The following is a 12,758-nucleotide window of genomic DNA, read 5'->3' as shown; positions in this document are numbered from 1 at the left end:
ATGAGTTTAAATAAATATATCTTGATTGGACTATTGTTTATCACTGGCATATTGGGCTTTATATCTGGCGAATTTATAGTTTCAACCGTTTTGTTCGCAGGGGTTGCTATTTTTAGCAATATCGTGAGGCATCCCGGCTAAATTTTACTTACCTTTAACAGTGTGGTGTACCCACAAGCAGAACTCGCTTATCGTCTTGAATACATAACACTTGATGTTCAAGTTTTTTTAGTTTGATTGAGACGATTTCATATAAATGAAAGTGTTCTGGTTATTATATCTGTGTGCTACACGATAGAGATTGTGATTATAAGGCATGATTTAAAATCAAGAATTAAAAATTTGAGTATCGAGTATAAGTATTTAATGTTGATCTGGAATGTAGAAACACAGAAACAGGAAAAAATTGTAAGAAATAATTTTTTGATAAATTTGAATTTTTTTAAAAAGTGGTGATTTTCATGGGCGTAATAATTTTATTATCATTAGGAGTAGCAGGAGCATTACTTTGTTTCGCTGCAAGCGGTTCCGGGATTAAACAAAAGTATGATAAATAAAAATCTGCAGCTTTTTTGTTGAATCTTGGATGATATCCAGGATTCAACATTACCAAGTGGTGCAGGATTTTTATTTATTGATAGCGACTGTAAGGGCAGATATTTACTCCTACAATACCTGTATTCACAACATCCCAGTGGATTATGGAGGCGGTGCGTAGCGATGACTCGTGAAAGGTGAAATCGAATTTTGAACTGCGCGAGGGCATTAACAATAGGTGTCTCTTAAGAGACGCAGGAGCAGTAACCGAGGCCGAGAAATAGGCACGTAGCTGGCCCATAACTATTTTGACAGCGTGGTAAATATATAATAAAGACCAGCAAGTCGGGTATATTATTAGCAATAAATCAGCTAAGTCACTTGAAAAGCAATCCTGCTGATTTTTCGAATTCATTTCAAAATTGTTAAAGTCCCATAGGCTACTTATTAAGTGGTACATTTTCCTCTAAAACTTATCGAAGTTGAAATACAAATCTTTGGCTGATCGGAATATTTCGAAGTACACTTCGTAAGTCATTATTCTAAAAGTGTCCGCTATAATAAATAAGTCGGAAATATTTGCTTTAGCTATCGTCAAACTAGCTTGTTCCTGTCACATATCTGCACCATTTTAGTCATTCATACTCATTTTATGCACTATCTTTGCGCAATGCCCTCGGCATTAGCTTTAATGATATTAATTCAATCCTTATCCGTACATAGGAGCAGGTAATATGGCTTGAAAATTGCTTGATTAAAAGTATATGAAGCTATTACTCGATAATTTTTTATTTTCTGACTCCGCAATGAAGATGCATTCATCCTTGATCACAAAAAGCTTCAGCCCTGGCCTAAGCAAATTATTGCAAGATAGGGAGCGCATGCTGGGTATGCTCATAAGCAATCTTAAAGGCATGATGTATTGCTGTTTGCTGGATGAGAATTGGACGATGGTTTTTGTCAGTGAGGGTTGTGTTGGTCTTACCGGTTATGATGCCGAGGATCTGCTTTTTAATCATCGAATTAGTTATGAGGCGCTGACGCTGGAGGATGATCGTGCTTGGGTGCGTGATAGTATTAATGATGCTCTGGGTAACAATGAAAAATTTGATTTGGAATACCGCATCCGGCATGCTGATGGCAATATTCGTTGGGTACAGGAGAGCGGATCACCACTTTTTAATGAAAATGGTGAGCTAGAGGCCCTGGAAGGGTTTATTCAAGACATTACTTGCCGCAAGCAAAGTGAACAGCAGGCACAAGAAGCAGAGCAGCGTTACCGTTCTATTTTTGAAAATGCCATAGAAGGAATCTATCAGACCACACCTTCCGGGCAGTACCTTGATTTTAATCCTGCATTGGCCAAAATCTATGGTTACGATTCGACACAGGACTTGGTACTTGGTATTTCCGATATCCAGAAGCAGCTTTATGTCGATCCCAATAAACGTGCCGAGTTTACCGAATTGATGAAAGTACATGGACAAGTACTTAATTTCGAAGCGCAGGTTTACCGCAAAAATGGTGAAGTTATATGGATTACCGAAAACTCACATGGAGTCCTTGATAATGAAGGTAAATTATTATTCTATGAAGGTACTGTCGAAGATATTTCCGAGCGTAAGAACTACGAGTACCAGCTTCAATATCAGGCAACGCACGATATATTAACCGGATTGCCGAATCGTACTTTACTGACCGACCGATTGGAACAATGTATGAGCTTTGCCGACCGCTACGGCAAAATAGTGGCGGTGGCCTTCATTGATCTTGATCAATTCAAGATCATCAACGATAGCATGGGGCATCATGTTGGCGATGAGTTGTTGGTGTCGATGGCAGGACGATTATTGGACAATGTGCGCAAATCGGATACGGTGGTGCGATTAGGTGGGGATGAGTTCGTACTCTTGTTGACCAGCATGCAGAGTGTTGATGATATTACGGAGAGTATGCAGCGTATTCTTGCGGCAGTTATGGATCCTTGTGTGATTGAGGGTTACGATTTTGTTATTTCCTGTAGTATTGGTGTCGGCATATATCCTCATGACGGGTCTACCCCCGGTACGTTGTTTAAAAATGCCGATTTGGCAATGTACAAAGCAAAGGAATTAGGTCGTAATAATTTCCAGTTTTATAGCAGTGAACTCAACGAGGTTTTGACCGAGAGGGTTGAAATTGAATATCGCCTGCGTAGTGCGATAGAAAATGAAGAGTTTCTGTTGCATTACCAACCCAAAATGGATTTTGCAACCGGCAAAGTCTGCGGTATTGAGGCACTGATCCGTTGGCAACCACCGGGTGAGGCAATAATCCCGCCGATGAGCTTTATACCAGTGGCCGAGGAAACCGGTCAGATAGAAGAAATCGGCCATTGGGTATTAATAAATGCCTGTCGCAAAGGCAGAGAGTTGCATCAGCTTTTGGGGTACCCCATTCCTGTCGCCATCAATGTGTCACCGAGGCAGTTTCGTCAATTTAATCTGGTCGAGATAGTGGAGTCAGTGCTCAAAAGTACAGAACTTGATCCGCAATTTCTGGAGCTGGAGATTACTGAAAGTTACCTGATTCACGACACCAAAAATTTCATTAAGACCCTGCATGATCTCAAAGCTCTTGGCATCACGCTGTCCATTGATGATTTCGGTACCGGCTATTCCAGCATGGCTTATCTCAAAGATTTTCCGGTAGATCGGCTTAAGATTGACAAGATTTTTGTCGGTAACCTGGAAACTGAATCAACCAACATCGGTATTCTCAATGCCATTGTCGCACTTGGACATGGCTTGGGTCTAAAAGTAGTGGCAGAAGGGGTAGAAACAGCCCATCAACATGCATTTCTACATGCTATAGGCTGTGATGAATTGCAGGGTTATTACTTCAGCAGACCTTTATCGGCTGAAGCGTTAAGGATATTTCTAACTAATAGCAAGTAGTATCAATATCACTTTTTTATACCGAGGCTGTTTGCTTTGAGATTCGGTTTTTTTCCGAGTAATTTAGGCAACTATAAAGAAAAAACTGTACCCCAAAAATCAGGCTGGCCACGACTAAATGGATGGGTTGAACAATTGCCGGCACACCCAGTCTGTCCAGACTGACACCCGCTAAAATAGCGGTAATGACTAATGTGGTAAGCGCTACGCCGGTACGAAACAGTAGTTGATGTTTATTAAAAGTGTGGTAGATTTTCCACATTAGCCATAAGTTGGTAAACAGAATAAGCGAAGAAAAAGACCGGTGTATGTAAAAAATAACGGGGAAATCATCACGCCAGTATTGACGCTCAATATGTTCGCGAGCAATAAAATCAACGGCTTCTCTTACTTGAGTACCCATTGCTACCTGCAATAAGGTCATTATCATTGCCGCGATTAAAACGCTTTTAAATCTGGCAGGTAATGCTTGCGTATCAAGCTGACCGAGAAAGTCTCGTTGCGATCGGGCAATGGTATAGATCAATAAGGCGACCAAGACTAAAGCCAAGAGCATGTGCAATGTGATCATGACCGGCTTCAGGTTACTTGCGACAACAGTTGATCCCAACCAGCCTTGAAAACCCACCAGAAAAAAGTTACCCAGGGACAAATAGAAAACATTTTTGTCGGTTTTAAGATAAACGCGTGATGACCAGGCAGTTAACAATATTAAAAAACCAATAGTTACACCGACTAATCGATTGACATATTCAGTCCAGGTTTTTACAGGATTAAACTGGGTGTTTTGATAGCCGCGCTCAGCATATATTTCATGATAATTAGCGGGTAACTGTGATTCTTCAGTGGGCGGTATCCATGATCCAAAGCAGGTTGGCCAGTCAGGGCAGCCCATTCCTGCACCTGAAGCCCTGACCACGCCGCCCATAAGAATAACGATATAAACCGCAAAAATAGTTAGAATACCGATGCGACGAAAACGTAAGGCTGCTTGATAATTCATGAGTGTGGCCATGGTAATAAAGTGATTTTATGGTGATTCTGGTCTTTTAATGTCAAGTACCGGGTATCGCTATCAGAAACCTGTAAAACGATCAGCATTTTACCTGGCGATGATTCATTTTTTGGGTCTAATTGGCTGTGTTGTGCGAGCAATATCTTACCGATATTTTGTTCGGTGCCTGAGCTGTCATCAATAATGGTTGAGTTAGGTATTGGCATCAATGGCGCATCGGATTCTGCCAAAAATAGCGCTCTTTTGGCTTTGCCCAGATAATGGGTGCGCGCGACAATTTCCTGTCCGGTATAACAGCCTTTGGTAAAGCTGATGCCACCCAATAGATCCAGATTAAGCATTTGTGGAATGAATTCCTCAGAAGTTTCAGTGGTAAGCCAGGGTATGCCGGAAAGTATATCCAGATAACGCCACTGATCTGAATTTTTTGGCTCAAAGTTTTGATGGTCAACCTGTTCTGACCACAGGGCAATAGCTTTATCGACTTCGGCAATAATCAGTCGTCGGTTGTGCGTGCTAGAAAAATTAACGCTAATGACTTCTTGTTGTGTTGTGCCAAATAAAGATTCGGTTTGTAGTTCAGGCTCTGAGAACCCTATTAAACATAACTGGTCGGAACTGTTTGTCAAGGTGACATCGGATCGTAAAATATACATTTGCAATCTTTTTTTGACGGACTCCAATAGCGCTTCAGGTAAAATTATCAAAAAAGCAGTACCGTTTTTAACCAGTAAAAAAGTGGTAATGGCTCGACCTTTGGGATTACATAAAGCGCAAAAACTGCTTTTTGTCTCGGTAATGTCGTTAATATCGCAGGTTATCTGCCCCTGTAATAGTTTGGCTGCATCTTTGCCGCTAACGGTCAAAATTGCCAAATGGGCAATTGGATAAATGGTTTTGTCGTTATCATTTGCAGCGGCTGGAAAGGTAATTTGGGTGTCACTTTTAAACGTTGCTTGGTTATTTAGTAGAAAATTTTTCCAGTTCTGATTCATAGGGGGTAAATATAGTAAACGGTAAGATTACTATTGATTATATAGTAAGTCGCCTTGAGTCGTGAAAAGGTGTAAGGGGAAAAAATAGATTACTGGTATCTTTTACTGATACATAAGCCTTAATTTTTTAAATATGCACAAAGAATATAATACAACGTTATTGTTGGCGCTTAAGCCTTCCAGACGATTTAAAAAAATACTGGTTTTTATTTACGTGCTGGCCTTGGTGTCCGGTATCGCTAATGCGTTAGATTTTGCTATCAAAATCAACCTGTGTGTATTGATTGGTTTGCATTATTGGTTAACTGTCTGGCGCTTGGGTACTGAAAATTACACCATTAAGTACACTGAAGCGTTGGCTTGGGAGCTATCAAAAGGGGAGGGTTTTGCTGCGATTGAAATTTTGAAATCAACGGTTATTACAACACAAACATTATTTTTGCACTTTAAATATCGATCTCAGCCCCCATCTATAAAGATTGCCAATAAAAAAACGTTGCTTATTTTAAGTGATGCGCTGGCTGAAGAAGATTATCGATACCTGATCGTTAAATTAAAAACGACAGCAATAAAATAGACTGTAATCAAGGTGTCTCTGATAAAATATGTCACCATAAAAGTCGGCACGTTTCAAAATGAAATAGTTTGATTTGTATTGCTTTGTAATTGCAGTTATCTTTAACGTAATATATATAGAATAATAAGGAGAAATCGGATGTCAAAAAGTCAAAATTTGCAGGATAGTTTTTTAAATACACTGAGAAAAGAACATACGCCTGTATCAATTTTTCTTGTTAACGGTATAAAGTTACAAGGAAAAGTCGATTCATTTGATCAATATGTCATTATGTTGAAAAATACCATTAGTCAGATGGTTTACAAACACGCAATTTCAACTATCGTACCCAGTAAATCCGTAAAAATTATGCGTGATGACGACGTTACCAGCGACGAGTGAAAATGCCTGGTTGTCAAGGAATGATAATTTTATAACTGGTACACCTTGCCTGGTTTTTTTATCCGTTTTCTTTGTTGCTTCTGCATTTTTGCAGTCGTTGAATAGATATAAAAATCTGAGATAAAAATGTCCAAGTTACTTTATCCCATCCCTAAATAGCTTTTTTATAGACCCCATTATGGAGTATTTTATTGTTTGATCGTCCAGATTCTGCAGGTGAGCGGGCTGTACTTGTTCATCTAACTTTTCGTTCCGGCCAGGAAGATCTTTTAGAACTAAAAGAATTAGCCAAATCAGCCGGGACTGATCCTGTTTTTGTTATCACCGGTAGTCGAAAGCGTCCTGATTCAAAATACTTTGTCGGTAAAGGCAAGCTTGAAGAGCTTAAGGCGGCGGTAGAAGAGCATTCCGCAGACGTTGTTTTATTCAATCACCCGCTTGCCCCCAGCCAGGAAAGAAATCTCGAAGGCGCTTTAGGTGTTAGGGTCGTTGACAGAAACGGACTTATTCTTGATATATTTGCTCAGCGTGCGCAATCCTTTGAAGGAAAACTTCAGGTTGAATTGGCGCAGCTAAAACATTTGTCAACACGCCTCGTCAGAGGTTGGACGCATTTGGAACGCCAAAAAGGCGGTATTGGTTTGCGTGGTCCTGGTGAAACCCAGTTAGAAACCGATAGACGGTTATTAGGTTTGCGTATTAAGCAAATTCAGCAGCGTTTGGATAAAGTTGACAAGCAGCGGCATCAAGGCCGTAGCAAAAGAAAAAAAGCCGAAGTGCCTTCTGTTTCATTGGTTGGCTACACCAATGCAGGTAAATCCACTTTGTTTAACACGCTTACCGGTGCAGATATCTATACCGCAGACAAGCTGTTTGCTACCTTGGATCCTACTTTACGTAGCTGTCAACTGCCTAATAGCAGCGAGATTGTGCTTGCTGATACGGTAGGTTTTATTCGCCATTTACCGCATGAATTGGTAGCAGCATTTAAATCGACGTTACAGGAAGCCAGTGAGGCGGATTTATTACTGCACGTTATTGATGCTAATAGCGATGACAGGGATGAGATTATTCATCAAGTTCATCAGGTTCTGGAAGATATAGGTGCTGATAAAGTCAGGCAAATTGAAATCTTTAATAAAATTGATTTACTGGATAATATTCTCCCACACATTGACAGGGATGATGCCGGTAATCCGGTTCGAGTCTGGCTATCTGCCGAAACTGGAGCAGGTATTGAGCTGCTTTATCAAGTCCTGGCGGAATTATTTTCGATTACTAAAGTTAAGCGCCGCTGCTTTTTACGACCCGACCAAGGTAATATCAGGGCAAAATTATTTACTTGCGCAAAAATAATTGACGAGCATATTGATGAGTTCGGTGCCAATGAATTAGTTGTTGAAATTGATGTAAGGTATCTAGGGTTGTTAAAAGAAGTGAAAACTGAAGAAACGAATGAGTAAACCCGTCAAGCTAAATTCGTCAGTTTTTAGTATTGAAGGATGTACTTTTTTCATTTTTTAAGAAATTTACGATAGAATATCAATAAACATCCTGCGGGATGAATTAATCAAGTTATCCAATATGGAGTGTAAATATGTCGTGGAATGAGCCTGGCAACGATAAGAAAGACCCTTGGAGTGGACGAGGTGACCAGAAAGGACCGCCTGATTTGGATGAAGCGATACGCTCATTGCAAGAGAAATTAGGTAAGTTTTTTGGTGGTGGCAACGGCGACAATGAAGGCTCCCCCAGAAATTTCTCTTCAGGTGCATCCATGAAAAGCCTGGGATTTCTTGCGGGTGGCGCAGTTATTTTATGGGGCTTAAGCGGATTTTATATCGTTGATGAAGGTAATCATGGCGTTGAAACACGATTTGGTAAATATATTGCTACCACACAGTCTGGTTTAAATTGGCACTTACCTGCACCTATTGAACGGGTTGATATTGTCAATGTAAAGCAACAACGCTTTATCGAAGTAGGCTATCGCAGTAGCGGCGGCGATCAAGTGACTGCAGTGTCCAAAGAAGCCTTGATGTTAACCAAAGACGAAAACTATGTCGATGTTCGTCTGGCTGTTCAATACCAGGTTAAAGACGCCAAAGAATTTATCTTTAATGTGGTCAATCCTGCGAGTACGTTAAAGCAGGTCACTGAAAGTGCACTGCGTGGTGTCGTTGGCAGTAGTACGATGGACTTTGTCTTAACCCAAGGTCGTAGTGAAGTTGTGACGCTAATTAGAAAAGAAATTCAGTTGGTCATGGATAGCTATCAATCAGGCGTTCAGGTTACCAGTGTCAACTTACAGGATGCTCAACCCCCAGAGCAGGTCCAAAACGCCTTTGAAGATGCCATCAAAGCACGTGAAGATCAGCAACGTTTGATTAACGAAGCAGAAGCTTATTCTAACGACGTTGTTCCTAAGGCGCGTGGTGCTGCTGCCAGAAAGTTGCAGGAAGCTGAAGGTTATAAAGAACAAGTCATTGCTCAGGCTGAAGGTGAAACCAGTCGGTTTACCAAATTACTTGCCGAGTATGTTAAAGCGCCCGATGTGACACGTAAACGTCTTTATATAGAATCAATGGAAAGCGTATTGGCTCAAACAAGCAAGGTTTTGGTTGATGTTAAAGGTGGCAATAATTTACTTTATTTACCGCTGGATAAAATGGTGCAAAATCAATCTTTATCGCAATTATCAACCACGAATTCACAGTCAGGGAGTGTCGATCAACCTCAGTCCCAACCGACTGTGGTACAAGAGCAAGCCGTTGAGCGCGCTTCAACTCGTAGCCGTGATGCAAGGGGACGCTAATGATACAGAATAAACTTTTGATAGGCTTGGCTGCATTGGTGCTGGTTGGCATGATGTGTGTGTTTTCTGTTAATCAAACTGAAAAAGCAATTAAATTTCGTTTAGGCGAGATCGTAAAAAACGATTACGAACCTGGATTACATTTTAAGTTACCTTTTATCAATAACGTCAAGAAATTTGATGCCCGCATTCAAACGATGGATGCCAAGCCTGAGCGGTTTTTAACGGCTGAAAAAAAGAATGTTATTGTTGATTCTTTTGTCAAGTGGCGTATTGGTAATGTAACCACTTTTTATACCACCGTTGCCGGTGATATAGATCAGGCCAACTTACGTTTGGATCAAATTATTAAAGATGCTTTTCGGAGTGAATTTAGTAAACGTAATATCAAGCAACTACTGTCAACTGATCGTAGTGCCATCCGCGATATATTAACGAATAACTCCAAGGCTGTTGCTGCGGCTTTAGGTATGGAGATTGTTGATGTTCAGGTAATGCGTATTGATTTGCCACCTGATGTCAGTAGTTCGGTATTCCGAAGAATGGAAGCCGAGCGTGAGCGTGTGGCTCGTGAGTTCCGTTCACAAGGCTCAGAAGCTGCCGAAAGAATTCGCGCTGATGCCGACAGACAACGTGTTGTTACGCTGGCTAATGCCTTTCGGGATTCAGAAATACTACGTGGTGAGGGTGACGCAATATCTGCGGATATTTACGCTAAGGCTTATGGCGCCGATACTGAATTTTTTACTTTTTATCGAAGTTTAAATGCTTACAAGAAAACTTTCTCCAGTTCAAGTATGATGGTGCTTGATCCTGATTCTGATTTCTTTCAGTATTTTAAGAAACAAAAGTAGCTATAAAATATTGGGTTACTTAAAGTAACCCAATCTGTATTTTGAAATATAAAAACGCTCCGCTTGCGGGGCGTTTTGTTTGAGTGGACATACAAAACATGCAACAAAAAGATTCCTGGCTTTTGCCTGATGGCATAGAAGAAATTTTGCCGGAAGAAGCCAAACATCTGGAAAACTTACGTCGTGAGTTACTGGAATTGTTCGCTTGCTGGGGCTATGGCCTGGTTATTCCTCCCTTTATTGATTTTCTGGATTCGTTACTGACTGGTTCAGGGCATGATCTGGATTTACAAACCTTTAAACTCACTGATCAAATTAGTGGTGAAATGCTGGGCGTAAGAGCTGACATGACGCCTCAAGTTGCCAGAATAGACGCGCATAACCTTAAATACGAATGGCCAACACGGTTGTGTTATGTCGGTACCATATTGCATACTCGCGGCGATCCACTGGAAAAAACGCGTAGCCCGATGCAAATAGGTGCCGAACTTTATGGACATGCAGGGAAGGAAAGTGATGTTGAAGTTATTCGACTGATGCTTGAAATGCTGGCCAGGACCGGATTGCAAAATATCCATCTTGATTTAGGACATGTTGGCATTTATCGCGCTTTAGCCAGGCAGGCGGGATTAACTGATTTACAGGAAAGTGAATTATTTGATGTCTTGCAGCGTAAAGCTAGGCCTGAGCTTCAGGAGTTGATGGACAGTTATTCTATTGATAACGATCTTAAGGTCATGCTATTGAAGTTACCCGAGTTGAATGGTGGTAAAGATATTCTTGATAAAGCGCGAATCGTATTGTTAAAAGCCAATGATGCGGTTAAAAATGCGTTGGCAGATTTGGAAGCGATTGCACAAAAGCTGGCAACGCATTTCCCTTTTTTACCGGTCAGTTTCGATTTGGCTGAGTTACGTGGCTATCATTATCATACGGGTATGGTTTTTGCGGCTTTTATACCTTCAGTCGGAAGAGAAATTGCCCGAGGTGGTCGTTATGATAATATTGGTGCCGTATTTGGGCGTGCACGTCCTGCGACTGGTTTTAGTGCCGACTTAAAATTACTGTCATCACTTAGTAAGCAATCCTGCCCGGTAGGACAAAGAGAGCTTATTTTTGCGCCATATTCAGATGATTTCGCGTTAAGTGAAATAATCAGGGATTTACGTGCCCGGCAACGAGCTGTTGTTCAGCAATTGCCAGGACAAACCGGAAGTGCAAAAGAATTAGGATGCACTTCTATTTTAGAACAAGATAATAAAAACTGGGTCGTCAGACCTTTAGTTTAAGCCTGGAATAATTATGGGAAAAAATGTCGTTATCATCGGCACTCAATGGGGTGACGAAGGAAAAGGTAAGCTGGTTGATTTATTAACCGAGCAAGTATCAGCAGTTGTGCGTTTTCAAGGCGGCCATAATGCCGGGCATACGCTGGTAATACGTGGTGAGAAAACGGTATTGCATCTTATTCCTTCCGGCATACTTAGAGACAATGTGCTGTGCATGATTGGTAATGGTGTCGTTTTATCACCGAATGCCTTAATGGAAGAAATTGAATTTTTGGAAAAAGCCGGCATTCAGGTTAGAAATCGTTTGCTTATCAGTGAAGCCTGTACCCTTATCCTGCCTGTGCATGTGGCCATCGATCAGGCGCGGGAAAGAGCGCGTGGTGGTAAAGCCATTGGTACAACCGGACGCGGAATTGGACCTGCTTATGAAGATAAGGCCGGGCGTAGGGGCTTGCGTGCAGGTGATTTACTTAATGCCGAAAGCTTTGCCGAAAAACTCAAAGAGTTGGTTGAGTATCATAATTTTATGTTGACTCACTATTATCATACTGATGCAGTGGACTATCAGCAGACATTGGATGAAGCACTTGCCTTGGGTGAGCAAATCAAGCCTATGTTAACGGATGTCAGTGAAGCGCTTTACAGCTTTCAGGGCCAAGGAAAAAACCTCTTATTTGAAGGTGCTCAAGGTGCTTTACTGGATATCGATCATGGTACCTTTCCTTATGTTACCTCATCCAGTACAACCGCAGGTGGTGCTGCGACAGGTAGCGGTTTAGGACCACTTGATCTTGATTATGTCTTGGGAATTACCAAGGCTTACTCAACGCGTGTTGGCAATGGCCCGTTTCCCTCTGAATTACATGATGAAAATGGCGAGCATTTGGGTACAAAAGGGAATGAGTTTGGTGCGACAACCGGACGTAAACGCCGTACTGGTTGGTTTGATGCCGTTGCCATGCGCAAATCAGCAAAACTAAACAGTTTGAGTGGTATTTGTTTAACCAAACTTGATGTTTTGGATGGACTAAAAAGTATTGGTATTTGTACGGCTTATCGGTTAAATGGAGAAATTACTGAAGTGGCGCCTTTAGGTGCGGATCAATATGAGCAATGCCATGCCATTATTGAAGAAATGCCGGGTTGGACCGAAAGTACTTTTGGTGTGACGGATTTTAATGCGCTGCCGGTTAATGCCAAAGCCTATATTAAACGACTGGAAGAGTTGGTTGGCGTTAAGGTGACAATTATTTCAACAGGACCCGATAGAGACGAAACCATAATTCTGGAACATCCATTTGCCTGATTGAACGGGTTTTAGTGAGCTGGTTGGTAAGTCAGTAAGACGTCGATTTACTA

General features: G+C 41.3%; 10 protein-coding genes. 8 read left to right on the top strand and 2 right to left on the bottom strand.

The genetic code is table 11. From position 1 onward, the window contains the following. The first annotated feature begins 1,343 nt into the window (after positions 1 to 1,343). The gene (locus tag N7974_RS04785) at positions 1,344 to 3,473 is read left to right on the top strand and encodes a putative bifunctional diguanylate cyclase/phosphodiesterase (RefSeq protein WP_394813053.1); all 2,130 of its coding nucleotides are present in this window, start codon (positions 1,344 to 1,346) and stop codon (positions 3,471 to 3,473) included. A gap of 16 nt (positions 3,474 to 3,489) precedes the next feature. Here the strand turns inward: N7974_RS04785 and N7974_RS04780 are convergent, their stop codons facing one another. Both N7974_RS04780 and ygfZ read right to left on the bottom strand, forming a co-directional pair. Beyond that, the gene (locus N7974_RS04780; protein ID WP_262964508.1) at positions 3,490 to 4,476 is read right to left on the bottom strand and encodes a COX15/CtaA family protein; all 987 of its coding nucleotides are present in this window, start codon (positions 4,474 to 4,476) and stop codon (positions 3,490 to 3,492) included. Then, positions 4,473 to 5,483, bottom strand: a complete 1,011-nt coding sequence (gene ygfZ / locus N7974_RS04775) for a CAF17-like 4Fe-4S cluster assembly/insertion protein YgfZ (RefSeq protein ID WP_262964507.1) — start codon at positions 5,481 to 5,483, stop codon at positions 4,473 to 4,475. The genes N7974_RS04780 and ygfZ overlap by 4 nt, the downstream gene beginning before the upstream one ends. Positions 5,484 to 5,616: 133 nt before the next feature. Here ygfZ and N7974_RS04770 point away from each other — a divergent pair, with 133 nt between their 5' ends. The 7 genes from N7974_RS04770 to N7974_RS04740 all read left to right on the top strand — a co-directional run bounded on the left by N7974_RS04770 (position 5,617) and on the right by N7974_RS04740 (position 12,705). Further along, entirely contained in the window at positions 5,617 to 6,060 is a 444-nt protein-coding gene (locus tag N7974_RS04770; protein WP_262964506.1) for a protein YgfX, read from the top strand. 138 nt (positions 6,061 to 6,198) lie between these two features. After that, a complete protein-coding gene (gene hfq, locus N7974_RS04765) occupies positions 6,199 to 6,441 on the top strand; it encodes an RNA chaperone Hfq (RefSeq protein WP_262964505.1) in 243 nt (80 codons plus the stop codon). A 191-nt stretch (positions 6,442 to 6,632) separates the two neighbouring features. Beyond that, a complete protein-coding gene (hflX, locus tag N7974_RS04760; protein WP_262964504.1) occupies positions 6,633 to 7,904 on the top strand; it encodes a ribosome rescue GTPase HflX in 1,272 nt (423 codons plus the stop codon). A gap of 134 nt (positions 7,905 to 8,038) precedes the next feature. Then, complete coding sequence (hflK, locus tag N7974_RS04755; RefSeq protein ID WP_262964503.1) at positions 8,039 to 9,256, top strand: FtsH protease activity modulator HflK; 1,218 nt, start codon at positions 8,039 to 8,041, stop codon at positions 9,254 to 9,256. Beyond that, on the top strand, positions 9,256 to 10,110 hold the full coding sequence (hflC, locus tag N7974_RS04750) for a protease modulator HflC (RefSeq protein WP_262964502.1): 855 nt from the start codon (positions 9,256 to 9,258) through the stop codon (positions 10,108 to 10,110). Before hflK ends, hflC begins: the two co-directional genes overlap by 1 nt. A gap of 98 nt (positions 10,111 to 10,208) precedes the next feature. After that, positions 10,209 to 11,399, top strand: a complete 1,191-nt coding sequence (locus N7974_RS04745) for an ATP phosphoribosyltransferase regulatory subunit (protein ID WP_262964501.1) — start codon at positions 10,209 to 10,211, stop codon at positions 11,397 to 11,399. A gap of 13 nt (positions 11,400 to 11,412) precedes the next feature. Then, the gene (locus tag N7974_RS04740; protein ID WP_394813047.1) at positions 11,413 to 12,705 is read left to right on the top strand and encodes an adenylosuccinate synthase; all 1,293 of its coding nucleotides are present in this window, start codon (positions 11,413 to 11,415) and stop codon (positions 12,703 to 12,705) included. Positions 12,706 to 12,758: the final 53 nt, after the last annotated feature.

Source organism: Methylobacter psychrophilus, from assembly GCF_025583945.1.
GTDB lineage: Bacteria > Pseudomonadota > Gammaproteobacteria > Methylococcales > Methylomonadaceae > Methylobacter_C > Methylobacter_C psychrophilus.
Note: the sequence above shows the minus strand (reverse complement) of the source record. Positions and strands in the feature narration are given on the sequence as shown.